This window comes from Parafrankia discariae, from assembly GCF_000373365.1.
In the GTDB taxonomy this organism is placed as follows: domain Bacteria; phylum Actinomycetota; class Actinomycetes; order Frankiales; family Frankiaceae; genus Parafrankia; species Parafrankia discariae.
In genome coordinates this window covers 19,105-44,369 of record NZ_KB891137.1, presented here as the reverse complement: position 1 = coordinate 44,369, position 25,265 = coordinate 19,105, and the positions used below count along the sequence as shown (strand labels likewise).

Genomic DNA, 25,265 nt, shown 5'->3' with positions numbered 1-25,265 from the left:
TCCGCGAGGTTCGGATGACCCCACTGCGGATAACCGTGGACCGGGTCGTGCGCGGCGCCACCCCCGGGCCGCCGGCCCGGGGCGCCGCGCCCACCTTTCGCCGCGTCGCCGCGATCGAGGCCGTCGACCGCGACGTCTTCCGGGGCGGTACCGAGGGCGTGCCCGTCCACCCGGGGCAGGTCGCCGTTCAGGCGCAGCTCGCGGCCGGCCGGACGGTCTCCGAGTACCCGCTGCACTCGGTGCAGGCCCAGTTCCCGCGCCCCGCGCGCGAGGACCACCCGGTCGTCTACCTCGTCGACCGGGTCCGTGACGGGGCCACGTCCGCGACCCGGCGGGTGACAGGGGTGCAGGCCGGTGAGGTGGTCTGCGTGATGCACCTGTCGTACCGGCGGGACTGGCGCGGCGGACACCAGTTGCGCGCTCCCCGCGTGCCGCCCCCCGAGGCCCTTGAACGTTGGTGTGGCGACCCCCGCGATCCTGGTGACCTGCTCGTCGATCTGCGGCCGGTGGCCGGTCCGGGAACCGCCGCCGGCCCGGGCCCTGTGGTCGGCCCGGGCCCGGTGGCCGGGCCGGGTTACGTGACCGGTCCTGGGCGAGCGGTCGGTCCGGGCTCCGTGGCGGGCTCGGGCTCCCTCGCTGGTCCAGGGTCCGCTGGTCCGTGGTCCGCTGGCCCAGGGTCCGCTGGAGGTGGTCCCGCGGGCAGGGGCGCCCGGCCTGATGGGAACGGACCGGTGCGCCCGATCGCCTGGGTGCGCCTCGTCGCGGGTCTGGCGGACGACCAGCACCTGCACGCCGGCGCGCTCACCTACATCGCCGACCACGCCGCGGCCGCCCTCGCCAACGGGTCGCCGCGGCCCGCCGTCGAACGGCAGCCGCCCACCCGCCGGAGCGACCGCACCACCTACGAGGCCTCCGCCACCCACGAGATCCGCGCGGTCGGGGCGGCTGAGACCCGCGGTGGCGGGGCCGCCCGCGGGGTCCGCACGCCGTTCGGCGGGAAATCGCTCCGGGCGGCCGCGCTCGACCAGGCCGCCTGGTTCCATCGCCCGTTCCGGGCCGACTGGTGGCTGCTCCTCGTCCAGGACACCCCGTCCGGCGCGGGCCCGCGGACGTTCACCCGGGCGACCTTCTTCAACCAGGACGGCCTGCTGGTCGCCTCGACCGCCCAGGAACTGACACTCGGCTGAGATCCGCCCCACGATCGATCCCCGAACCGCGCCCCCTACCCAGAGCTCCCTCCACTGCGCCCCCAACCCCTTGGCCGCCCCGCCCTCAGCTCAACCCCGGTCCTGTTCCGAGGCGGCGTGGGCTGATGTGTGTTGGCTGAGTGGCGTCTGGAGCGGGTGAGGCAACTCGTTTCGGGGCGGCCCGGCCCCGGCCCCGGGCCTCAGCACCCGGCCGGGGAACCGGATCCCGGCCCGGGTTCGACGTCGCGCGGTCGCGGGTGCGGCTACTCTCGTAGAGAGTAAACGCTCGCGAACAATCGCTGGCGCGTCTGATCGGCGAAACTAGGAGCGCACCATGCCGAGGCCGGACTGGCAGCTGCTTGCGGACCCGGAGCCGCAGGAGCGCAGCTACTCGATCGTCTCGGTGGACGATCATCTGACCGAGCCCGCCGACATCTTCGTCAGGCGGTTCCCGGCGCACCTGCGCGAGAAGGCGCCCCAGGTGATCACGACCCCGGACGGCTCGGAGGCCTGGGTCTACCGGGACCGGCTCTACCGTGACAACGGGATGAGTGTCGTCGCCGGGCGCCCGCAGTCCCAGTGGACCCTCGACCCGCTGAACTTCGGTGAGATGCGCCGGTCGGCGTGGGACGTCCACGCGCGGGTGAAGGACATGGATCTCGACGGCATCTGGGCGTCGCTGTGTTTCCCCTCCGGGGCCTGGGGTTTCACCGGCCGCGTGCTGTCGATGAACAACGACGAGGAGGTCGGGCTCGCCGCGGTCCGGGCCTGGAACAGCTGGATGATCGAGGAGTGGCACGGGGCGTACCCGGAGCGTTTCATCCCGATGCAGCTGCCCTGGTTCAAGGACCCGAAGGTCGCCGCCGCGGAGATCCGTCGCAACGCCGAGCTCGGTTTCACGTCGGTGTCGTTCCTCGAGTCGCCGCACCTGCTCAAACTGCCGCCGATCACCGATCACAAACACTGGGAGCCGTTCTTCAAGGCGTGCGAGGAGACGGACACCGTCATCTCGCTGCACTGCGGCGCGAGTGGTTTCGTCCTGCAGGGCTCGCCCGGCGGCGGCCTCAACGTGCAGACGTCGCTGTTCCCGGCGGGCGCGTTCTGCGCGGCCGTCGACTGGGTGTGGGCGGGCATTCCGGCGCTCTACCCGAACCTCAGGATCGCGTTGAGCGAGGGTGGCATCGGCTGGGTGCCGATGGCGATCAACCGGCTCGACTACGTGCTGGAACACTCCGGCAGCGGCGGCACACCGTGGACGTACGACGTGACGCCGAGCGAGGCGCTGCGCCGGAACTTCTACTTCTGCATGCTGGACGATCCCGGCACGCTCGACCAGCGACACCTGATCGGGATCGATCACATCCTGTTCGAGACGGACTTCCCGCACGCCGACTCGACCTGGCCGGGCTCGCAGGAGCTGCTGCGCAAGCGGTTCGCCGACCTCCCGCGGCACGAGGCCGTGATGATCGCCGGCGGCAACGCCGCGAGGCTGTTCCGGCACCCGCTCCCGCGGGGCGCCGACTGGCCGGCGATCACCGCGTAAACCGGCGGATCGCAGCGTAAACCGGCGGGCCACTGTGCAAACCGGCGGGCCACCGGGTGGACCGCCGGCTCGGCCCGTCGGTCAGACCGGGACCTCGACGGCCTCGCCCGACACGAGGCCCGCGACCGCGGTCGCGTAGAGCCGCGACTTGATGGTCCCCAGCGTCCGCGACGCCTTGCCGGTGAGCGGGCGGGCCATCGCGATCGCCGTGGCCAGGACCTTCTCCTGGTCGGCGACGCCGTCGATGATGCCGGCCGTGAGCGCGTCGTCCCCGCCGTACCTGCGGCCGGTCGTCATCGCCTCGTGGGCCGTGCGCACCGGCATGCGGGCCCGGATCAGCTCGGTGATCCCGAGGCTGAAGGGGATGTCGACGTCGACCTCGGGCAGGCAGAAGTAGCCCCGGTCGACCCGCATGACCTGTTGGTCGTGGGTCAGCGCCAGGACGGCGCCGGCGCCGAAGGCGTGCCCGCCGACCGCGGCGACGGTCGGCAGCGCCAGCGTCACCATCCGCGCGAACAGCACCCGTACCGACTGGATGAACGGCCCGATCTCACCGGGGTTCGCGGTCATCCACGCGAGGTCGAACCCGTTGCTCCAGAACTTGCCCTCGGCGGTCGTGACCAGCGCTTTCGGTCCGGTCGCGGCGGTCACCTCGTCGAGGCGGGCGTTGATGGCGGCGACCGCGGCCGGGTTGAGCCGGTTCTCCCCGTCGCCCAGGCTCAGGACGAACACGTCACCATCGCGGTCGAGTCCTGCCACGTGCGCGCTCCTCGGGTAGTCGCCCCGGCCGGGCGCCGGGCGTGCTCGTGCTGACCAGGAAAACCTAGCGCGCAAGCCCCGTCCTCCGGGGTGGGGTCAGCGGGTCGGGGCTGGTTGCCGCTGCTCCTCGATGTAGTCGCGTACGAGTGCCGGTGGGGTGCCTCCGGCCGAGGCTGCGGGGTAGGACGGTGACCAGAAGTGGCCGTGGATGAGGTGCTGGTTGACCTGGCTTCGGGCCGGGGAGGACGTCAATATCGTCGGTCGGCCGGGTCCGACGCACCAGGCGTGTCTCAGAGTGGTCCCGGGCAGGCCGGGACGCCGCTGACCGGCTCGCCCTGGACGCTGTCACGCACCGCGGTCGCGGGCAGGTAGCCCCAGCTCCCGGTGTACCCGAAGGCGTTCGGGCGGGCGAGGTCACCCTGGGTGTAGAGCCACCAGGTGTTCGTCTTCCCGCCCAGGACGGGGTTCGGCCGCCCGTCCAGCTGGCAGATCACCCAGACCGTGGTGGACGCGCGCATGAGCCCGGAGTCGTCGAGCGGCTGGCCGTCATCGGTGGCGACGTTCGCGTAGACGGGGGAGTCGACGCTGGTCGCGCACATGAACCGTTCCTCGAACCGCCGGTCGCGGTAGTCGGCCGCCGTGGCCGCCTGATACCCGCAGGATCCCGCCGGGACCGGCGAGGCCCCCGCCGTGCTCCCGCCGGGCGCCGACGACGGACCGGGGGGCGGCGTCGGCCCGGTCGTCAGGCCGGCTCCCGGGGGCGTGCCCGGCTGCGCGGTCCCGGGATCGACCGACGGTGACGTGCCGTCGGCCCGGTCCGCACCGCCGCCGGTGAGCACGACGAGCAGCACCGCCGCCAGCGCCGCCAGCGCCAGCAGCGCCACCGGCCCGGCGAGGAGCACCCACCGCGGCGGGACCCGTCGCCGCGATGTCGTCCGGCGCGGCGGCCGCGGTGGATGCGCCGGCCGTGGCGGCCATGGCTGTCCGGGAGGCCGGCCGGGAACCCGATCGGCGGCATCCGGGGGCGGCCCGGCGGGTGTGCCCACGGCGGCCAGGACGGCGTCGAGCTCGGCGGCGATCTGTTCGGTGCCCGGCCGCCGCGCGGGCTCCGCGGCGAGCATCCGGTGCAGCAGGTCCGTCAGCCGCGCGGGGATGTCCTCCCGGGCGGTCGGCTCCATGTCGTCGGCCTGGATGCGTGCCACGATCTGCACGACCGTCCGCCCTGGGAACGGGGTGGAGCCGTTCAGCAGGGCGAACAGCGTGGCGCCGAGCGCGAAGACGTCCGAGGCGATCTCCGGCTGTTCGCCCAGCATCACCTCCGGCGCCGCGTATCCGGCGGTGAACGCGGCCGAGACCGTGGCCGCGTCGGCGCCCTCGCCGACGCTGGCGATGCCGAAGTCGCTGAGCACCGGGTCGCCGGGCCCGCGCAGCAGGATGTTCGCGGGTTTCAGGTCGCGGTGCAGAATGCCGTGCCGGTGCGCCGCGCCGAGCGCCCGGGTGATCGGGATCATCAGCGCGACCGCCTCCCGGACGGGCAGCGGCCCTGATTCGCGCAGCAGCTGGCTGAGCGTGCCGCCGGGAAAGTACTCCATGGCGATGTAGGGCCGGTGATCGGACGTCGTCCCGGCGTCGAACACCGTGATGACGTGGCGATTCCCGGTGAGGCGCCCGGTCGCTCGGCATTCCCGCACGAAACGGCGCTCCGCGTCCGGATCACGCAGATCGGCGTGCATGATCTTGACCGCCACCCGCCGGTCGAAGATCTCCTGCTCGGCGAGGTGGACGGTGCTGAACCCACCGTGGCCGATGTCGTGGAGGAATCGATATCCACTGATCATGGCGGATGTCCTCCACCCGGGACGGGAGCCAACCTCGATCACGCTACACGGGGTGATGCGGCACACATCGTGCCGTGTCGCGGCCGGTTGTCCCGCTACCGGGCGACCGCTTCTCCCGGGATGGGGAGCAGGGCCGTACCCCCGCGGTCCCAGGCGGTGAGGATGTTCTCCGCGCAGTGGCCCTCGACGGCCATGGTCGCCCGGGCCCCGAACAGGACGTCGCCGGCGAGCGCCGGCTCGGCCCGGACGAGGCCACCCGCCAGGGACTCCGCCGCGAGACTCTGGTGATGCGCGTCGGCGACGACGTGGACCTCGAAGAAGTGCCGGGCGCTCCAGGGCAGGCCCAGCCGCCGCAGGGCCGCGGCGTAGGCGCCCATCGGCTCGACCGACGTCATCTCGAAGACCGCCAGGTGCCCGACGAGCGCGCCCCGCCACCGCCGGTGCAGGCCGAAGAAGCTCGGGACGTTGGCGGTGGCCAGGGTGTGTCCGGGCAGCCGGTCGACGTGGGCGCCGTAGGAGGGGTCCAGGCCCAGGTCGAGCATGGTCAGGCCGAAGAGGTTCTGGTGCATGTCCCGCTCGGTGCCCCCGCCGTACTCGTCCGCCTGGATCTCCACCAGCGCCGCCTTGGCGGCACCGGTGAGGCGGGGGACGGCCCAGGTGTGCGGGTCGGCCTCCTTGAGCTGGAGGAGCGAGCGGTGCGTCGCGTACTCGCGGAACTGTTCGAGGCTGCCCCGCTCGACGAGGCGCCCGGACAGGGAACGGCCGCCCGGCTGGGAGATCACCTGACGCAGTCCCGCGGCGATGTCCTCGGCGGTCGCGTCTCCCGCGGCGCTGTCTCCCGCGCGACGGAGGTCCGGGCCGGCCAGGTCGACCAGGCGGCGCTCCAGGTCGCCTTCGAGCTCCGCCCGCAGCGCGAGCAGCGAGGGCTCCCACTCGAACCGGTCGTCGACCCCGTGGAAGCCCCGGTAGTGAAGCTCGTACAGGCAGTACAGCGCCAGGGCCCCGTCCTCGCCGAACAGGGCGTCGTCCGCCGGCTCCGGCCAGCCGGTCGCGGGTCGGACGCCGCCGCCGAGCAGCTCGACGAGGTACGCGGAGAGGGGGCCGCGCGGAACCGGGAGCGGCGGCGCCTCGAGCACCGCGGGGGCGAACACGGTCCCGTAGCCCGCGGTGTGATCCGGAGGCCACCCGGTCCTCATCGACGGCCAGCCGTCCCGGCCGGCACTCCCGCCGCCTGCTCAACCTGCTCAGCCCACTCGGCCCGGGGTGGTGGGTCGGCGACTCCGGCCGCCCGGCCGGCGGTGCGCAGGACGTCCGCCAGCACGGCGCTCTGGTCCCGGGCGCCGCCGTCACGCAGCCAGGTCACCCCGGCGATCAGGTAGGAGTGCGGGGCGAGGAACGCCTGACCGCGGGCGGCGAGGTCGCCGATGCGGGCGCGGACTCCGGAGTCCTGACAGAACCGCCCGAAGCGAACCGGCGTGACCATCCAGTCGAGGACGGAGTAGCCCCGGTCGCGGGCGAACCGGAGCACGCCGAGCGGGTCGGCGATCGAGGAGACGATCAGCATCGCCAGGTCGAGCTCGCAGGCCAGGACCGCCTGGGTCACCTCGGCGCCGCGGGGCCCGCCCCACAGGTCCGGCGCGCAGGCCGTGCCCGGCTTGGCCGGCAGATACGGCGGATTCCCGATCACGCAGCGCTGGGCGGCGGTCGGCACCGCGGTGAAGAAGTCGCCCTCGTCCACGACGTAGTTGCGCAGCGGTGTGCGCCCGATCGCGCGCCGCGCCGTCGCCGCCGCCCGCGGGTCGCGTTCGAATCCGTGGACCCGGGTGCCGGAGCCGGAGCGCAGCAGCGCCCGCACCACCGGCACCGCCGTCCCCGAGCCGATCTCCAGGACCCCGCCGGCCAGCCGTCCGCCGTGCTCCGTGGTGGTCAGCAGGCGTTCCACGCACCAGCCGTAGAACGTCGACTCGACCTTGTCGTAGAAGGACATGGTCCGCCTCTCGTCGCGCGGCCCTTCGCCGGAGCGCGCTCGGGGTCCAGCCGCTCGGGGGCTCGTCGCGTCCGCGGCCGGTGTGGCCTACATGTCCGTCCGTGCCCTGGGAAAACCCGTGTGCCGCCACGGATGGGCGAGGGCGAGCAGGGGTGATGAGGGCACGGTCCGGGCATGTCGACAGTGGCCGGATCGCGGCCGGCTCGTCCCGGCCGCGGTGATCGGCCACCGGAACTGGTGGATGCCGGCAGGTGGGTGCGGCCGGACGGACCTCGGGAGGGCGAGTATGGGGCAACAGGCCAGGAACGACACGAGGACCAGGACGGGACAGCCAGCGCGGACCTCCGCCCGCGAGGCCCGGCCGGGTGCCCGTGCCGCCACCCGCACGGCGCCGGCCGGGCAGGGGCTCTCGGACGAGGAGATGGCCCGCCAGGTGACGGACCAGACCTCGCACGACCGCCTCGCCGAGTCCTTCTTCGCGGGGGAGCGGGGCGGCGCGCGCAGCGACGTGGAGGCGGCGAAGTTCCGCGACACGAAAAAGCCGGACTGACGATCCCGGCCCGGGGATCCCGGACAGACTCCCGAAATCCCGGACAGACTCCCGGCCTGACCGGCCCGACAGATGATCGCCCGACAGATGATCCCGGATCGGCGACCGGCGCCGGTGGCCCGAACCGGCGGGTTCAGAACCGGCCGGTTCAGCCCGGACCGACCGGTGGGCCGGTCAGCGGGCCGCCGCGGTGGCCCGCCGGTTCGCCTTCCGGACCGCCTCGATCAGCTCGGCTTTGTTCATCGTCGAGCGGCCCGGTATCTCGAGCTGGCGGGCGATCTCCCGCAGGTGCTTCACGGATGCCTTCTCGTCCACGCCCTCGGCGGTGGGGAGCGGGTCGGACGGCGCCTTCCCGGTGGGGCGCGCGGCCTGCTCGTCGGAGGGCCCGCGGCGGCCGCCCTCCTTGGGGGTCCAGCTGTCCCCGACCTTCTCGTGGGTGTGCTTGAGCGCGGCGAACGCCGTGCGGTGTGCGCGCGCACCCTCGCCGTAGCTCTCGACCGCCGAGTCGTGAGTCTCCTTCCAGGTGCGTACGGCCTTGTCGTCGGAACGGGCGACGGTGGAGGGGACGTCCGCGCGCATGCGCGCCGTTCTCGCCCGCTTCGCGTTCGTGCCGTTCCTCGCGGATTTCCTGGACTTCGTCCCTCGGGCCATCCTGTTTTCCCTCCTTCGCCGGCCGGCCGTCCCGCCGGCCTCATCGTCCGACGGTCCTCGGCCACCGTCATGGCCGCGGCTTCCGGCCGCCGCCCGCGGCCCGGATCTTCCGGCCGCCGGCGGCCCGGTCGTCGCCTCGATGACAGTTCCCCGGTCACGGCCTGTGAATCGCACGGCCGTGAGCCCCACGGTGTGTGAACCGGTCTTCGCCAAGCACGGGAGGCGTGGCCGCGGGGCGCCGGAGCTCTGGGTGTGAGGCAGTTCTCACCTTGGCTCACCTGGTGTTTCGTGTCGGTTTCGGAATCACCGGGATCGCTGGCCGTCGGGACCGAGGCCGATTAGCCTTGCCAGCAGACAGCCCGTTCGTTGCGGGCTGACAACTTCACATCGCGCCGCTCACACCCGTGCGGGAGAGCTCCGGGCCGTTGTCCCGGGGCGCCGAAGGAGCAAGAACTCCCCGCAAACTCTCAGGCCCAAGACCGCCGGGTCAGGCGACTCTGAAAAGCGGACGCGCGAGCGTCCCGCCGACGGTGCAAGCCGGCCGCCGTGTCTCCCGGAAGCCCCCGGGTGGCTCGGCCAGCCGGCGAAGCTCTCAGGCCGATGACAGAGGGGGAGGCCCGCCGCGACGCGGGAGTGCCGCCGTGACCACCGGTCGCGGGGGTCTCTCTCGCGTCGCTCGACCTCCGGAGCGCGCGATGACCATCGAGACCACCGCAGAGTCACCGATTTCCGGTACCGCCTCCGCCGCCGCGACGGCGGAAGAGGTCAGGGAGATTGTCCCCGGCTCGGCGTCCGGAAACGGCACCGACACGCGGGCCCGGCAGGCCGCGCCACGCCCGGAGCCCGCCGGGCCCACGCCGTCCGCCGTGCCCGCGCTGCCGGCCGGGTTCGTCCCGCGGTTCACCGACCGGCACATCGGCCCGGACCAGGCCGACCGCCGGACGATGCTCGACCTGCTGGGGCTGGGCTCGCTGACGGCGCTGACCGATGCGGCGGTGCCGGCGGCCATCCGGGACACCGAGCTGGACCTGCCGCCGGCCGTCGACGAGACCGAGGTGCTCGCCGAGCTGCACGGGCTGGCCGGGTACAACCGGCGGGTCACCTCCATGATCGGTCTCGGCTTCCACCCGGCGGTGCTGCCCGGGGTGATCCAGCGCAACGTCCTGGAGAACCCGGCCTGGTACACGGCGTACACGCCCTACCAGCCGGAGATCTCCCAGGGGCGGCTTGAGGCCCTGCTGAACTTCCAGACGGTGATCACCGATCTGACCGGGCTCGCCGTGGCCGGCGCCTCGCTGCTGGACGAGCCGACCGCGGCGGCGGAGGCGATGCAGATCGCCCATCGGGCCGCCCGCGGCCGCCGCTCGACGTTCCTGATCGACGCCGACACCCTGCCGCAGACCACCGCGGTGGTCCGGACCCGGGCGGAGGCGCTCGGCATCACCGTGCTCGTCGTCGACCTCCGCGACGGGCTCACCGGACGGCCGTCCCCGGCCCCGGGCGAGCAGCCCACCGCCGGACCAGCCGGAACCGTCGGACCAGCCGGATCGGCCGGAACCGCCGGGATCGCCGCGTCGGCCGCCCCGGCCGAGGTGCTCGGGGACGTCTTCGGCGTGCTGCTGTCGTACCCGGGCGCCGCCGGGGAGGTGCGGGACCTGCGCGGCGTGATCGCGCAGGCCCGGGAGCGCGACATCATGGTGACGGTCGCCGCGGACCTGCTCGCGCTGACCCTGGTCCGCTCGCCGGGCGCGCTCGGCGCGGACATCGCGGTCGGCAGCACCCAGCGCTTCGGGCTGCCGCTGTCCTTCGGTGGCCCGCACGCCGGCTACCTGGCCGTCCGGTCGGGCCTGGAGCGGACGCTGCCGGGCCGGCTCGTCGGGGTCTCGGTGGACGCGGCCGGCAACCCGGCCTACCGGCTCACCCTGCAGACCCGGGAGCAGCACATCCGGCGGGAGAAGGCGACCAGCAACATCTGTACGGCCCAGGTGCTCCCGGCGGTGCTGGCGTCGATGTACGCCGTCTACCACGGCCCCGAGGGGCTGGCCGGGATCGCGGCCCGGGTGCACGGGCACGCGGTGAGCCTGGCCGCGGGGCTGCGGGCCGGCGGGGTGGAGATCGTCCACGACGGGTTCTTCGACACGGTGCTCGCCCGGGTGCCGGGGCGCGCGGCCGAGGTGGTCGCCGACGCGCTCGCGCACGGGGTGAACCTGCGCCTCGTCGACGGCGACCACGTCGGTGTCTCCTGCAACGAGACGACCGTGGCGGCGGACCTGCGGGCGGTCTGGTCCGCCTTCGGCGTGGGCGGCGCGGACGGGCCGGCCGCGGGCGCCGCCCCGGTGGCGGGCCCGCTCCTCCCGGCGGCGCTGATCCGTGCCGGGGACGAGCCGTACCTGACGCATCCGGTGTTCCACGCGCACCGGTCCGAGACGGCGATGCTGCGCTATCTGCGTCGGCTCGCCGACGTCGACTTCGCGCTGGACCGCGGCATGATCCCGCTCGGCTCCTGCACGATGAAGCTCAACGCGACGACCGAGATGGCCGCGGTCACCTGGCCGGACTTCGCCGACATCCACCCGTTCGCCCCGCTGGACCAGGCCGCCGGCTACGTGTCGATGATCCGGGACCTGGAGGAGTGGCTGGCCCGGATCACCGGGTACGCCGGCGTCTCGGTGCAGCCGAACGCGGGCAGCCAGGGTGAGCTCGCCGGCCTGCTGGCGATCCGGGCCTACCACCGTGACCACGCCGCGGCGGGAGACCAGGCGCGCGACGTCTGCCTGATCCCGTCGTCGGCGCACGGGACGAACGCGGCGAGCGCGACGATGGCCGGCATGCGGGTGGTCGTCGTCGCGTGCGACGCGGAGGGCAACGTCGACCTGGACGACCTCACCGCCAAGGCCGCGAAGCACGCCCCGGCGCTCGCCGCGCTGATGGTGACCTACCCGTCCACCCACGGGGTGTACGAGGAGGGCATCGCTCGGGCGTGCGCGGTGGTGCACGACGCCGGCGGGCTGGTCTACGTCGACGGCGCGAACCTGAACGCGCTGGTCGGGCTGTCGAAGCCGGGCCGGTTCGGGGCGGACGTGAGCCACCTGAACCTGCACAAGACCTTCTGCATCCCGCACGGCGGCGGCGGCCCGGGGGTCGGACCGGTGGCGGTCGGGGAGAAGCTGCTGCCCTACCTGCCCAACCATCCGCTGCGCCCGGAGGCGGGCCCGGAGACCGGGGTCGGGCCGATCTCGGGGTCGCCGTGGGGGTCGGCCGGCATCCTGATGATCCCGTGGGCCTACATCCGGCTGATGGGGGCGGCGGGGCTGCGCGAGGCGACCTCGGTGGCGGTGCTCAACGCGAACTACATCGCCCGCCGGCTCGCACCGCACTACCCCGTTCTCTACACGGGGCGCAACGGCCTGGTCGCGCACGAGTGCATCCTCGACCTGCGGCCGCTGACGAAGGAGACGGGCGTGACCGTCGACGACGTCGCCAAGCGGCTGATCGACTACGGCTTCCACGCGCCGACGATGTCGTTCCCGGTGGCGGGCACGCTCATGGTGGAGCCGACCGAGAGCGAGGACCTCGGTGAGATCGACCGGTTCTGCGACGCGATGATCGCGATTCGGGCGGAGGCGGCGAAGGTCGGCGCGGGGGAGTGGCCCCGGGAGGACAACCCGCTGCGCAACGCCCCGCACACCGCGGAGATGGTCACCGGCGACGAGTGGGCGCACCCGTACCCGCGGTCGGTGGCGGCGTACCCGGTGGCGTCGCTGCGCGCGGCGAAGTACTGGCCGCCGGTGCGGCGCATCGACGGCGCCTACGGCGACCGCAACCTGGTCTGCACCTGCCCGCCGGTGGAGGAGTTCGACGTGACGACCGAGCCGCCGCGGGTGCCCCGGCCTGCACTGACGCCGGCCTGACGCCGTGCGTCGCCGAGCGGAGAGCCGCTCCACTACCAGGTTCGCCGGGTAGCGGGGGGACCTTCCGCCGTATCTTGGTTGTGTCTCCAGAGGGGCCGGCGACGGGTCCGCCGCGAGTCCTTGGCACAATCGGCGCGACGGCACCAAAGTGCGGCTGGCGTGGGTTTGCACCACGGAAGGCGCACTCCTGGACAACCAGCCGGACGGGCGGGGCCCACAGCCAGCGAGACTGGCGGTGGGCCGGCACCCGGCCCGAAGGCTCGCGAAGGGGACTTTCCGCGATGCAGGAGCAGATGAACAAGCAACTCGGCCAGCTGCGCCAGACCGCGGTCGAGCTGGGCCTGGGGCCGGCGCTGAAGCTGGTCCGCCGTACCGTTCTGCCCAGCGCCCGGCGCAACGCGGTCGACGACCGACACCTCGCGCTGCTGCTGTCCTTCGTCCTGCAGGAGGACTCGAACTGCATCGACGTGGGCGCCCACCGCGGTGACGTGCTCAAGTCGATCGTGCTGCACGCCCCGCGCGGCGAGCACATCGGCTACGAGCCGCTGCCGCACCTGTTCGAGTACCTGTGCCTGGAGTTCCCGACCGTCACGCTCAAGCAGGCCGCGCTCGCCGAGAAGGCCGGGGTCAGCCCGTTCGCCTACATCCGCAGCCGGCCCGCGTACAGCGGCCTGCTCCAGCGGACGCCGGACGGCGCCGAGGACGTCGAGGAGATCGAGGTCGTCGTCGAGGTGCTCGACGAGACGCTGCCTCCCGACCACCGGCTCGACCTGATCAAGATCGACGTCGAGGGCGCGGAGTACGGCGTGCTCAAGGGCGGCGAGAAGCTGCTCTCCGCGAACCGCCCCTATGTGATCTTCGAGTTCGGTGCCGCCGCGCGGAAGTACGGGACCACCGCGGAGGACATGTACCGCCTGGTGGACGGTGACCTGGGGCTGCGCATCTTCGACATGGACGGCACCGGCCCCTACACGCTGGGCACGTTCCGCAAGACCTTCGACAACGGCAACCGCTTCAACTTCGTCGCGCACGCCTGATCGGGCCCGCACCGCGCGAAGCCGAGCGCGTCGGCGCCCGCTCCGGGATACTCGCCGGGTGGCGACGATCGACGGCATCGACGAGCTGAAGCGGGTCGAGGGCCAGGAGCTGGGAACCAGCTCCTGGCACACGATCACCCAGGAACGGATCAACACCTTCGCCGCCGCGACAGGCGACTGGCAGTGGATCCACACCGACGTCGAGAAGGCCAAGGACGGGCCGTTCAAGACGACGATCGCGCACGGCTACCTGACCCTGTCGCTGCTGCCGGTGCTGGTCGCGGAGATCGCGCAGGTCACCGGCATCACCATGGCGCTGAACTACGGCCTGAACAAGGTCCGCTTCCCGCAGCCGGTTCCGGTCGGCTCCCGGCTGCGCGGGAAGCTCCGCAACCTCTCGGTCGAGGAGATCTCCGGCGGCGCCCAGGCGGTCAACCAGCTCACCATCGAGCTGGAGGGCGCCGCCAAGCCGGCGTGCGTCGCCGAGTTCGTCGCCCGCTACCTGGTCTGATCTCCGGCTGTTCTGATCTTCGGCCGGCCCGGGCTCAGCCGAACGGGTCGGCCACGACCGCGGTGACGACCCGAACCGTCGGGCGCCAGTGCAGGCCGCCCGCGTCGGTGGACGGAGCGTGCCACCGGGTCAGCTCCTCGATCATCGCCGGGCCCTCGGCGTCGGAGATCTTCTCCAGCATGGGCCGCAGCGCCGTCCCCCAGGCCCAGCGCCACCAGTGGGGCACGTCGCGGAACACGAGGTCGGTGGCGACCAGTTCGTCCCGGGTGAGTTCGAAGCCGGTCGCGGTGAGCGCGTCGGCGAGCGCGCCCTCCGCCAGGATCGCGTGCCCTGGACGGCGCTCGGCCGGGCCGACCGAGGTCGCCAGCCGCAGCGGGTAGTCGGGGCGGTCCCACAGCGGGTCCGCCGGCCCGAACACGGTCACGGCCAGCCGCCCGCCGGGCCGCAGGACGCCGCGCCACCGGGCGAGCGCCGCCCCCGGGTCGGACAGCAGGAACAGGCCCATCCCGCAGAGCGCGACATCGACCGAGCCCGGTTCGACGGGCGGGTCCATCGCGTCGGCGATCGTCACGTCGACCCACGGCAGCCGGCAGTCCGCGACGTCGGCCGCGGTCAGGTCGACCATGGTCGGCGCCAAATCGAACGCCCGCACGGAGCCGGTCGGACCGGTCGCCTCGGCGGCCGGGAACAGCACGGCACCGCGCCCGCAGGCGAGGTCGATCACGTTGTCACCGGGGGAGATGCCGGCCGCGGCCACCAGGGTCTTGCCCAGCGGGCGGAAGAACGGCACACCGTGGACGTCGGCGTCGTAGTCGTACGCCGCACGGTCGAACACCGTGGCCGGGTGGGCCGGATCGGCCGGTCCGGTCTGGTCGGTCTGGTCGGCCGGGGCGGCTGCCCCGGCCACCGGTTCGGGCTCGGCCACCTCGGGCTCCGCCGGTTCGGGCGCCGCCAGCTCGAACTCCGCCAGCTCGAGCTGGGTCAGTTCGAGCTGGGTCAGCTCGTGGTCGGCCGTCTCGGGGTACGCCGTCTCGTACTCCGCCGACTCGCGTGCCGCGGGTACCGCCGGCCAGCCGCCCGCCGCCCGCGGGGCGAAGTAGGCGTTCTCGGGGGAGGGCGGGTAGATCTCGACCTCGCCGTCCCTGATCAGGATCTCGATCGGAGAGTTGTCCCGGCCCCGGTGCCCGCGCGGCAGGATCCGCTCCACAGTGATTTCCTCGATGGTGAAGCCACCCATCGTGATCGCCGACATCGCGACCCCGTCCACGGTGAGCCCGTCCATGGTGAGCCCGTCCACGCCGCGTGCCCTCTTCCGCCATGCCGCCTGGGGCGGCGTTCTGTCCTTGGCGTCTCAGCTAACCAGGACAGAACTACACATTCCGTCACCCAGATGGCCGACGGCCGTGTGGTCGGAGGGCTCGCGGCGGGGCGTTGTCAACTGGTCTGACCTGCGGAAATGTAATTTCACCGCTGAAGTTCGCGGCCCTTCACCCCCGGGTCCACCGGTTCGGACGAGACCTGTGCGGGGATGCCTGAACCGGCCATCGCGCTGTCTGAAGCGCCCTGGAGGTGGTCGGTCGTCCCGGGATCGGTGGGTCCGTCGCCGTCGTCCCCGCCGTCGACGGAGGTCTCCCCGGCGGCCGTGCGCTCCCGGGTCGGCCCCGCTTTTCTGGACGATTCGGACTTACTCGGCGTAACCGCCGTGCCGAGGGCCGTGGACCGGGCGCCGGCGTCGAGCTTGTCCGACTTCGCGGACCTCCCGGACCGACCCCCCGGCCCACCCGAGCCCCCCGGCCCGCCTGACCCGTTCGACCCGCCTGACCCGTTCGGCCCACCCGACCTGGTCGGCCCACCCGGCGACCCGGAACCGGAACCGGAACCAGACCCGGACGCGCCGCCGAGGCCGGTGGTCGCGGTCGCGAACCGCTCGCCGTGGATGTCCACCCGCGGCAGGAGCACGTCGACCCACCTGGGCAGCCACCAGTTCGCCCGGCCCAGCAGCGCCATCGTGGCCGGGACCAGCACCATCCGGATCACCGTCGCGTCGACCAGGACGGCGACCGCCATTCCGACGCCGACCATCTTCACGGTCACGTCCGGGTCCAGGGCGAAGCCCGAGAAGACGGCGATCATGATGAGGGCGGCGCTGGTGATCACCCGGCCGGTCGAGGCGAGCCCACGCACGATGCTGCCGTGCGGGTCGCCGGTGGCCACCCAGTCCTCCCGGATCCGGGAGAGCAGGAAGACCTCGTAGTCCATGCTCAGGCCGAACAGGACAGTGAACATCAACACCGGTAGCCAGCTCGACATCGGGACGCTGTGCGGCAGGCCGAGCAGGTCCGTTCCCCAACCCCACTGGAACACCGCCGTCACAACGCCGTAGGCGGCCGCGATCGACAGCAGGTTCATCACCGCGGCCTTGATCGCCACCACCGGTGAGCGGAAGACTACGGTCAGCAGCAGCACCGACACCCCGACGACGAAGCCGACCACCCACCACAGCCGCTCCGAGAGCAGCCCGGAGAGGTCGGCGAAGATCGCCGTCGTCCCGGTGATCGACACGCCGGGCGGCAGCACGTCCGCGCGAAGCCGGGCGACCAGGTCGGACGCGGCCTTGTCGCTCGGGCCGGTCGCCGGGATGACGCTGATCACCGCGGCCGCGCCGGACGGGGCGATCACCGGCGGCTCGACGGCCGTCACCCCGGGCACCATGGCGACCTTCGCGACCAGGTCCGCGAGCTCCGGCACCGGTAGCTGCCGCAGGTCGACGGCCAGCAGCAGCGGGCCGTTCTCCCCCGGTCCGTACTCGGTGGAGATCAGGTCGTAGGCCCGCCGCTGGGTCACGTCGGTCGGCGCGCTGCCGGCGTCCTGCGGCCAGGTGCGCATGGTCAGGACGGGCGCGCCGAGGGCCAACAGGAAGATCAGCGCGGCGAGTGCCCACGGCCGGGGGCGGGCGCCGATGCGCGCGGCCCACCGAGCGGTCAGGGTCGGCTTCGGCTTCGCCGGCGCCCCGTCCGAGCCGGTGCCGGAGGCCGAGCCGGAGCCGGAGGCCGAGCCGGAGCCGACGGTCGAGCCGGTGCCCGCCGGCCCGGTGGAGCGGGCGACGACCAGCTCGGCGTGCGCCCGGCGGCGCAGCACCCGCAGGTCCGCGAGTCCGCACAACGCCGGAACAAGGGTGACCGCGACGGCGACGACCGCTATGACAACGGAAGCCGTGGTGAACGCCGTCGTCACGTAGGTGTTGAGACCGACCAGTCGCAGGCCGGTCAGTGAGACGATCACCGTGAGGCCGGCGAAGACGACCGACATGCCGGCCGTCGCGTTCGCCCGCCCCGCCGCCTCGGCCACCGACAGGCCGGACCGCAGCCCCTCGACATGCCGGGTGACAAGGAGCAGCGCGTAGTCGATGCCGACGCCGATCCCCACCATCGACGCGAGGGTCGGGGCGATCGTGCTGACGGTCGTCGTCGCCGCGATCAGGGTGATGCCGGAGGCCCCGACTCCCAGTCCGATCATCGCCACCGCGATCGGCACCCCGGCGGCGATCACCGAGCCGAACGCGATCAGCAGGATGAACAGTGCGACGCCCACGCCGATCGCCTCGGCCCGGCCGTCGACCGACTGGAGGTTCTCCGAGATCTGACCGCCGATCTCGACCTGCAGCCCGGCGTCGCTCGCCGGGGCGGCCGCGGCGTAGACGGCGTCCAGGGCGTCGTGCCCGCCGAGCTGGGTGACCGGCTTCGAGTAGTGCACGGTGAACAGCGCGGTGTCACCGTCACGGGACAGCTCCGGCGGGCTGGCCACGATGGCGGACGGCACCTTGCCGAGCCGCTCGCCGACACTGGCCAGCAGGGCCGGGTCGAGCTGGGCCCGGTTCGCGCCGTGCAGCACGACGCGGGCATCGGCGCCGGCCAGGGTCGGGAAGCTCTGGCGCAGCAGATCGGTGCCGACCTGCGAGGCGGTGCCCGGGGCGTCGTAGTCGTCGCGCGGCTCGCCCCCCGAGCCCGCGGCCAGGCCCAGGGCCGCGACCAGCACGGCGAGCCAGATCCCGACAACCCGCCACGGCCGGGTGGCCGCGGCCGCGCCGATCCGGTACAGCAACCGGGACATCCGTCCTCCTCGACTCCGCTGGGCCGTCGTCTCGCTGGTGGATGAGGGGGTGGTGCGCGATAGTCGCGTGCACCAGTGAGAAGATTGACGGGGACTGCATGCGGCACGGCGGGCAGAAACCCTGGGCGAACACTATGTCGCCGAATGCGGCGTAATCGGGCGAATCGCCCACATCGGCTCGCCCGCTGGGACGCGGGAAGCATGCGGGCACGTCGTGCGCCCGCGGTGTCATGAAGACGACGCCCGCCAGTGCCGCCCGTCCGCCTCCGGCCCAGTGGCTCCGCCGCCCCGGCCGGCCGGGGTTCGAATCAGGGAACCGGGGCCCGGAGTCGGATCACAGTGCCTCGGCGGTTCCACTCACCGCCAGTTGGTCGTCGCCGCCTGCCGGGGGGAGAGCGCGGCCGCTGACGGCCACCCGGTCGCGCCCGGCGCTTTTCGCCGCGTACAGCGCGGCGTCGGCGGCGCCGAACAGGTTGAACGGGTCGGCGGCATGGGTGGGCACGGCGGCCGCCCCGACCGAGACGGTCACCGCGATCACCTGGCTCGCCCGCGTCCCAGGCTCGTCGGCGGCTCCGCCAGGGACGGTCCCGTCACCGGCCTTCCCCCCGCCGGCCGACAACGCGCCGGCCGGCCGGTCGCCGTCCGCCGGCGCGGGATGGCCTGCGGCGGGGCGGGCGCCGATCCGGATCGGCGTGCCGCCGACCTGACGGCGCAGCCGCTCCCCGACCACGGCGAGGTCGGTCTCGCGCAGGTTCGTGACCAGCACGGCGAACTCCTCGCCGCCGTAGCGGCCCAGGACGTCACCGGGCCGGGTCGCGGCCTGCAGGCGGTGGGCCACCTCGACGAGCACGGCGTCCCCGACGAGGTGGCCGTACCCGTCGTTGATCGCCTTGAAGTGGTCGACGTCGACCAGGAACAGGCCGAGTCGGGTGCCGTCGCGCAGCGCGCGGTCCACCGCCACGGACAACTCGCCCTCCAGATGCCGGCGGGTGTGCAGTCCGGTCAGGACGTCGGTGATCGCGGCCCGGTGCTGGTCGGCGACCAGACCCGCCATCCGAAGAATGATCAGGATGAACATCGCCGCGCTGGCCACCGCCACGACGACCAGCCCGCTGGTCTCCCCGCGTACGCACTGCACCGCGAGCACGACCGGGGCCACCAGCGCCGCGGCGGTCAGCGCGAGCAGGCGGGGGACGGAGAGCACCGGGCCGGGCCGGGCGCCCCCCGCGTCTAGGCGGCTCCGGCTCGGGTGCAGCGCGGCCGCGCCGAGGAACAGCGCGGCGGCCAGCCAGAGGACGTCCAGCTCACCGCCCACCCGGTAGTCGCCTTCGAGCTGGCGTGGCACGTAGCGGGCGTCGGCGGCCAGGAGGATGGCGAGGTGGGCGGCGAGCAGATAGAAGGCCGGCGGGCGCCGGCCGCCGTCGAAGAACAGGCGCAGGCTGGCCGCGAACAGGGCGAGATCGCCCACCGGGTAGGCCACCGAGGCCAGGCTCACCAGCGGGGGCTGATCAAGCGCCAGCCGCGGGGCGACCAGGTAGACCCAGGAGACCAGCGCCCCGGCGACGACCATCATCAGGCTGTCGAGGAGGCCGGCGATCCCCCCGGGCCGCCCGCGCCGCCGGGCCAGGATCATCAGGCCGGCCATCAGCAGCGGGTAACGCGCCAGGTGGCAGGCGTCCCAGAGGCCGGGGAAGCCGTCCGCGCCGGGCCCGCGGGAGCCGGTGAGCATCGCGTCCCCGAGCACCGACGTCGCCTGCGCGGCGGCGAACAGCCGCCACGGCAGACCGCCCGCGGGTGCGTGGGCCCGCCGGCTGACGGCGACCGCCACCACCGCCGAGCCGCTGACCAGCAGGTACAACGTCAGGCGCAGCGCGGACGTCCGGCCGGTGGTCGGTAGCGGGCCGACGGCGACCGCCACGGTCAGACCGCCGGCCAGGTACCAGGCCCACCCGCGGTTGGACAGCCGCGCCGTGAATCGGGCCGCCGTCACCGAGAATTTGGTGTCGCCGGCCACCGCACGCCGGACGGAAGGGACCGGGCCATGTTGAGCGTCTCCGATACGAGGGCCGGATCTGTGCGGGGGCGCCGGTTCCAGGGGCGCCGAGCCCGCGGGGTGAGGTCCGGGCGCGACCCCCGGCCCGCCCGCGGGGGTGGGGCGCCCCGTCGACCGCGGTGCCGCCGCGGCCCGCGTTGTCGGCCCGCGGCGTCGGTCCGGGCTGTCGCTCCGCGTGTCGTGTTACCCGGCAGGAGGGTTCGGATCGTCGGCTCCGGACCCGTGGCCCGTCTCGTAACCGTATCGGATGGTAGCTCTTCGTACACGCTTGTTTGACAGGTGGTGTGAGCGTTTGTCTGATTTTTGTTTCCGGCCGGGCCGCCCGGCGGCCCGGCGGGTCCGGGGTGGGCGGGGCGGCCCGGCGAGCGGGCGACGGTGGGCACCGGCGGTCGGACACGGCAGGGCGGGTGGAGTAAGGAACGTCTCCCCGGGCGCACTGCCGTTTCTTCTCCGGCCGATTACGCCGCTGTTCCCGGCGGACCGCCTACGGTGTCGCTGTCTTTGGTACCAGTTTTTACGATGTTCCCAGAGCCCACTGGCAGTGGGTGTGGTTCCCGTTCTCGACGGCCGCGTAGGACGCCCCGAGCTGGAGACACCTGTCGCGTACGGAGGAGAATCCGCCGGACGCGGAGTCGATGTCGAAGGCCAGGCCTCGGTAATGGTAGGAACTGCCGCCGGTGTGGGCGCCGCCGGCGAATTCGCTCACCCGGACGCTCCACCGGCCGCCGATGTCGACGAGCGCGCGCAGGACGGTGCCGCTCAGGTCGACCGTGCCGCCCGGAGCTCCGCCATAGGCGGATCGAGTGGCGGGGCGTCCCCGGGATGTGTCGAGCACGTTCTGCCGGGCCGTTGCGGTGTCCCGGACGCCCGACACGTGGACGGTCGCCAGCGTTATGGTGCTCCGGCCCAGAACCTGGTTTGCCGCCTGTACCCGGTTTGCCGGCGGAATGGTCACCGAGGGCCGGCCGTGGAAGCCGGCGTTGCCGAAGGCGAAGATTCCGCCGTCGGCGGCGACGAGCCAGTAGCCGGCGCCGTTCGGGGTGGCGGCGATGCCGACGACGGGTTGGTTCAGCGGCTGGCCGCTCATGCTGCCGTGGAAGCCGGCGTTGCCGAAGGCGAAGACTCCGCCGTCGGNTGCTGCCGTGGAAGCCGGCGTTGCCGAAGGCGAAGACTCCGCCGTCGGCGGCGACGAGCCAGTAGCCGGCGCCGTTCGGGGTGGCGGCGATGCCGACGACGGCCTGGTTCAGCGGCTGGCCGCCCATGCTGCCGTGGAAGCCGGCGTTGCCGAAGGCGAAGACTCCGCCGTCGGNNNCGACGAGCCAGTAGCCCTTCCCGTCGGGCGTCGCCGCGATGCCGACGACCGGCCGGTTGAGTGCCACGCCGCTGAGGTCGCCGTGGAAACCGGCGTCGCCGTAGTTCGCCACGGCTCCGGTCCGGCTGGCGATCCAGTAGCCGTTCCCCGAGGCGGATCTGGCTGTTCCGGCGACCGGGCTGTTGAAGGACGCCGTCGCCTGGGCCGGCGTGACGGAAAGGAGCCCGGCGCCGAGCAGCGTGGCGATGACCAGAATGAGTTGTGCCGGGTTGCGGCTGGATGGCCAGCGGATCTCCCGTGGCACATCCCTCCGGAGGTAGAAGGACGGCATTTTCGTCTCCCTGGTTCTGGTTGGCAGAATTGCCGTGGTGCCGGCCGGAGGCGGTGGCGGTCATCCGCCCGCGTGGCCGGTCCGGACACCGTTCCAGGGTTCTCGGGAGGCTCGGCGGGATCCAGCGTGCTGGTTACGTCCTTCGTCGAGGAGGTTCGAGTCGAACGAAAAGATGCCGTAGGTCGAAGGAAAACCTGAGGTAGCTGGTGTCGATTGTTTAACTATTCAAAATCAATGCGGCGTCGCGCTAATGACACTGCGCTTCCGTGTGTGCGCGTTGGGCGAGTCGACGTGCGAGGATGGGTGACGTTCAACGACCACGCGGGGGAGAAGTGGGTTACGAACGCCAGTATTTTGCTCAGGAGCTGCGCCGGGTCATGCAGGAGGCGGACGTCCGGCAGAACGAACTCGTCAGCGCGCTGCGGAAATCCGGCGAACCGGTGGAGCCCTCGACCGTCAACGGCTGGGTGAACGTCGGGCGGCCGAGTCTTCCCGGTGGGGGGCGCCGTCAGGTGGAGAAGATCGAGCGAATTCTGCGGGAGCTGGGCGCGCGGATACCCCGCGGAGCCCTGGTCGAGCTCTACCTCGTGGCCAAGGGCTGGACCCCGGCCGGAATCGAGCCGCGGCCGACGGGCCCGCCAGGCACCGCGCCCTCGCGGCTCGGCGCCGGGAGGGTGACGTCGACGCAGGCCCGCCGGATGGTCGACCGGCAGCGCAAGCGGCTGGCCGCGCCCACACCCGACTGGTCGGGGGCGGCGGCGGGCCGCCCGTGGCTCGCCTCAGGCGAGCCCGAGGACGGCGATGAACCGACGGGCCGCGGCACCGCCGGAGTCCAGGGCGACGGACCGGGCCCGCACGGTGTCGAGGTCGTCGAGCAGCGCGGCGTCGACCTCGGCCGCGGCGGAGGCGTCCCGGCCGCGGCCGGGACGACCGGCCGCGGAGTAGAGGAGGTCCAGGCCCGCCTCGGCCTCGTCGAACGCCGCCTCGTCGAAGTCCCAGTCGTCGTCCCGCGGGCGCGCCAGGCAGAGTAGCCGCACCGCGGCCGCGCCGTGCCTGGTCAGCAGGTCGTCGACGAAGGCCAGGTTGCCCAGCGACTTGGACATCTTGGTCCCGCCCGAACGGACCGTTCCCGGCCGCAGCCAGGCCCGCGCGAACGGTCGCACGCCGGTGGCGCGCTCGGCGAGCAGCGCCTCCACGGCGTGGTGCGGGAAGCGCAGGTCGGCGCCGCCGGCGTGCAGGTCCACGCTGGAGCCGAAGGTCGCCAGGACCATCGCCGCGCACTCGGCGTGCCAGCCGGGCCGGCCGGGCCCCCACGGGCTGGGCCAGCTCGGGTAGCCGCCGTCCGGCCGGGCGGCGCGCCAGACCGCGACGTCGAGCGGGTCGTCCCGCTCGGGGTCGTGCGGGTCGTCGTTGTACTCGGCGGCGAGCGCGATCGCTGCCGGCCGGTCGAGGCCGGCGCGTTCGGCGGCCTCGGCCGTCCGGGCGTAGACGCCGCCGGCGCGCTCGTAGGCGTGGCCGGCGCGCAGCAGTGCCGTCGCCAACTCGATCACCCGGGTCACGGCCGCGCGGGCGGTCGGCTCGTGGTCGGGCGGGCGGATGTCGAGCGAGGCCATCGTGCGGTCGAAGGCGAACCGCTGCAGCGAGGCGATCTGGTCGAAGGGCAGGCCGGTCCGGCGCGCCTCGTCGAACATCGCGTCGTCGACGTCGGTGATGTTGCGGGCCAGCTCGACCGGGATCCCGGCGCTGCGCCACACCCGGATCGCCAGGTCCGTCCACAGGTAGGTGGCCGCGTGGCCGAGGTGGGTCACGGCGTACGGGGTGATGCCGCACGCGTAGACCCGGGCTCGGCCCACCACCGGCAGCGGCGTTCCGCCCAGCCGCAGCACGGGGCGCATCGGGTTCAGTGCGACATCCACCGCCTCAGCATGCCACCGCGGTGCCGGGCGGACACAGGCGTCGTCCGGACCGCTCCCGGGTAGACCTGTCGGTATCCGCCCCGGGCGGACCCGGCCGATGTTCCGCGCGCCCCGCGGCGGCGGGGAGACGGATGGCGGGAACACGGGCCAACCCGTGGGTGCGTGACGAAGATGACCAAGAGGACTCGTCCGGGGGAGTGACGATTCGTCGCGCAACATCCATACTTTGGGACTCGCCGTTCGGTTGGCCTGGGGGCCGGTCGATCCCGCGGTCGGCGGCCGAGGAAAGTCGTAACGACCCAGGGCCCGGAAGGACGCCCTGTTGACCCGGGGACGTCTGCCCGGAAAGCTTCGCCCAGGTGGTTCGGCCTGTATGCGAACCACCTTGTGTTCCGCCGCTCACGTCTGCGCGGGCGTGACCGGCCTGGGGGGTTGGTCGTAACCAAGAAAGGCCTCGAGAGAGGGGCGTCCGTGCGAACGCTCGAACCCACCACCCTCGACCTCGACTCGATCGAGGTGGACAAGCTCAACAAAGGCGTCACGCTCAGTCTGCTGATACCCGCTCGCGGGCCTGAGGCGGCGCGGACGCTGGGAACCATCGTCGCGCTCAACCGGCAACGCTGGATGCAGGAACGCAGCGTCCTCGACGAGATCGGGGTCATAGTCGATCCCTCCTCGGACGGGGACGAGCACGATCTCGTCCGGATCGCGACCGAGGCGGGCGCGAGCTGGGTCGTGCGCGGCCAGTCCGTCCTGGAGCTCCACGCGGGGCGGGAGGCGGCCACGACCGGCGGCAAGGCGGGTGCGATGCGCAGCCTCGCCTACCTTGCGTTCGGAAATCGCCTCATATTCCATGACGCGGATCTCGAAAGCTACGACCCCGCCACCGTAGGTGTTCTGGCCGCCGCCGCGACGGCCGGTAACGCCCCGCTTTTCGTAAACGGAAGCTCGCGGAGGGTCACCGGGGACGGTCAGCCCGGTGGACGTACGACCGAGATGCTGCGCTCGCTGCTCTCGAAACAACTCGCGCGCTATGTGCCGTCCATCACGCGGGCAATCCAGCCGTTGATCGGGGAGTTCGTCATCGACGCCGACGTCTTTGCGGCGCTGGCGTTCTCCCGCGGCTACGGGGTGGAGACCTCGCTGAAGGTTCTGGCGCTCGACCTTCTCGACTACTCCGACTGTCTCCAGGTCGAACTGCCGATCAAGTATCAGGTTGGTCAGCACTATCACAACCTGGTGAAGCAGTTCCATGAGATCAGTTTCACAATCGACGTTCTGGAGGCGTACTTCCAACGCCGCCGGGTCGATCCGCACGTCGCCATCTGGCAGATTGCCGACAACTACGAACTTCTATTCCCGGGCCGGACGTACGCGCTGCACCGGCCGCCGGGTTACGACGACATCGACTTCGTCCCGCGGCTGGGTTTCTACCAGCCGCTCGCGACGTCGTCGGCCTACCAGGCTCGGCTGCCCGAGATCAAGAGCGCTCGGCGTGCCGCCCTGGACACGCTGAGCAGGCGGATGCGTACCTCCGCCTGAGAACACCGGCCCGAGTGCCGGCCTGAC

At 72.8% G+C, this 25,265-nt stretch carries 17 protein-coding genes, 1 pseudogene and 1 riboswitch; of the genes and pseudogenes, 7 read left to right on the top strand and 11 right to left on the bottom strand.

Translation table 11 applies throughout. The features are described 5' to 3' along the window. Nucleotides 1-14: 14 nt before the first annotated feature. Both B056_RS0107110 and B056_RS0107105 read left to right on the top strand, forming a co-directional pair. The gene (locus B056_RS0107110) at nt 15-1,187 is read left to right on the top strand and encodes an acyl-CoA thioesterase (protein ID WP_154676888.1); all 1,173 of its coding nucleotides are present in this window, start codon (nt 15-17) and stop codon (nt 1,185-1,187) included. Nucleotides 1,188-1,521: 334 nt separating this feature from the next. Next, nucleotides 1,522-2,730, top strand: a complete 1,209-nt coding sequence (locus tag B056_RS0107105) for an amidohydrolase family protein (protein ID WP_018501194.1) — start codon at nt 1,522-1,524, stop codon at nt 2,728-2,730. Between the two features lie 81 nt (nt 2,731-2,811). On the opposite strand, the gene B056_RS0107100 is transcribed toward B056_RS0107105, so the two are convergent. From B056_RS0107100 to B056_RS0107085, 5 genes and pseudogenes are all read right to left on the bottom strand, one after another. Further along, nucleotides 2,812-3,489 (bottom strand): enoyl-CoA hydratase-related protein, encoded by a 678-nt coding sequence (locus tag B056_RS0107100; protein WP_026239425.1) that lies wholly within the window; start codon nt 3,487-3,489, stop codon nt 2,812-2,814. A 96-nt stretch (nt 3,490-3,585) separates the two neighbouring features. Beyond that, a pseudogene (locus B056_RS40345) lies at nt 3,586-3,717 on the bottom strand (transposase); the annotation flags it as partial. A gap of 62 nt (nt 3,718-3,779) precedes the next feature. Beyond that, the gene (locus tag B056_RS0107095; RefSeq protein WP_026239424.1) at nt 3,780-5,327 is read right to left on the bottom strand and encodes a serine/threonine-protein kinase; all 1,548 of its coding nucleotides are present in this window, start codon (nt 5,325-5,327) and stop codon (nt 3,780-3,782) included. A gap of 95 nt (nt 5,328-5,422) precedes the next feature. Further along, the gene (locus B056_RS0107090; protein WP_018501192.1) at nt 5,423-6,523 is read right to left on the bottom strand and encodes an iron-containing redox enzyme family protein; all 1,101 of its coding nucleotides are present in this window, start codon (nt 6,521-6,523) and stop codon (nt 5,423-5,425) included. Further along, the gene (locus B056_RS0107085; RefSeq protein ID WP_018501191.1) at nt 6,520-7,314 is read right to left on the bottom strand and encodes a class I SAM-dependent methyltransferase; all 795 of its coding nucleotides are present in this window, start codon (nt 7,312-7,314) and stop codon (nt 6,520-6,522) included. The genes B056_RS0107090 and B056_RS0107085 overlap by 4 nt, the downstream gene beginning before the upstream one ends. Nucleotides 7,315-7,600: 286 nt before the next feature. Between B056_RS0107085 and B056_RS0107080 the strand changes: the two genes are divergently transcribed. After that, nucleotides 7,601-7,864: a hypothetical protein gene (locus B056_RS0107080; RefSeq protein WP_076784653.1), complete on the top strand. Its 264-nt coding sequence runs from the start codon at nt 7,601-7,603 to the stop codon at nt 7,862-7,864. Between the two features lie 174 nt (nt 7,865-8,038). Here the strand turns inward: B056_RS0107080 and B056_RS0107075 are convergent, their stop codons facing one another. Beyond that, nucleotides 8,039-8,443, bottom strand: a complete 405-nt coding sequence (locus B056_RS0107075; RefSeq protein ID WP_018501189.1) for a ChaB family protein — start codon at nt 8,441-8,443, stop codon at nt 8,039-8,041. 469 nt (nt 8,444-8,912) lie between these two features. Then, nucleotides 8,913-9,007: riboswitch (glycine riboswitch) on the top strand. A 203-nt stretch (nt 9,008-9,210) separates the two neighbouring features. On the opposite strand from B056_RS0107075, the gene gcvP reads away from it, so the two are divergent. The 3 genes from gcvP to B056_RS0107055 all read left to right on the top strand — a co-directional run bounded on the left by gcvP (nt 9,211) and on the right by B056_RS0107055 (nt 13,974). After that, entirely contained in the window at nt 9,211-12,426 is a 3,216-nt protein-coding gene (gene gcvP / locus B056_RS0107065) for an aminomethyl-transferring glycine dehydrogenase (RefSeq protein WP_018501187.1), read from the top strand. 293 nt (nt 12,427-12,719) lie between these two features. Next, nucleotides 12,720-13,463 (top strand): FkbM family methyltransferase, encoded by a 744-nt coding sequence (locus tag B056_RS0107060; RefSeq protein WP_230202868.1) that lies wholly within the window; start codon nt 12,720-12,722, stop codon nt 13,461-13,463. Between the two features lie 58 nt (nt 13,464-13,521). Next, a complete protein-coding gene (locus B056_RS0107055) occupies nt 13,522-13,974 on the top strand; it encodes a MaoC family dehydratase (protein WP_018501185.1) in 453 nt (150 codons plus the stop codon). Nucleotides 13,975-14,008: 34 nt separating this feature from the next. Here B056_RS0107055 and B056_RS0107050 read toward each other — a convergent pair whose 3' ends face one another. The 5 genes from B056_RS0107050 to B056_RS0107025 form a co-directional block, all read right to left on the bottom strand. After that, nucleotides 14,009-15,271: a class I SAM-dependent methyltransferase gene (locus B056_RS0107050; RefSeq protein WP_018501184.1), complete on the bottom strand. Its 1,263-nt coding sequence runs from the start codon at nt 15,269-15,271 to the stop codon at nt 14,009-14,011. Nucleotides 15,272-15,438: 167 nt separating this feature from the next. Then, nucleotides 15,439-18,084 (bottom strand): MMPL family transporter, encoded by a 2,646-nt coding sequence (locus B056_RS0107045; protein ID WP_018501183.1) that lies wholly within the window; start codon nt 18,082-18,084, stop codon nt 15,439-15,441. Nucleotides 18,085-18,418: 334 nt separating this feature from the next. Continuing rightward, a complete protein-coding gene (locus B056_RS0107040; protein WP_035750522.1) occupies nt 18,419-20,074 on the bottom strand; it encodes a GGDEF domain-containing protein in 1,656 nt (551 codons plus the stop codon). A gap of 577 nt (nt 20,075-20,651) precedes the next feature. Beyond that, nucleotides 20,652-21,224, bottom strand: coding sequence for a hypothetical protein (locus B056_RS39340; protein ID WP_018501181.1), 573 nt, complete (start codon nt 21,222-21,224; stop codon nt 20,652-20,654). Nucleotides 21,225-22,559: 1,335 nt separating this feature from the next. Continuing rightward, nucleotides 22,560-23,675, bottom strand: a complete 1,116-nt coding sequence (locus B056_RS0107025) for a class I tRNA ligase family protein (protein WP_020572356.1) — start codon at nt 23,673-23,675, stop codon at nt 22,560-22,562. A gap of 492 nt (nt 23,676-24,167) precedes the next feature. Between B056_RS0107025 and B056_RS0107020 the strand changes: the two genes are divergently transcribed. Continuing rightward, entirely contained in the window at nt 24,168-25,238 is a 1,071-nt protein-coding gene (locus tag B056_RS0107020) for a glycosyltransferase family protein (RefSeq protein ID WP_018501177.1), read from the top strand. Nucleotides 25,239-25,265 lie beyond the last annotated feature (27 nt).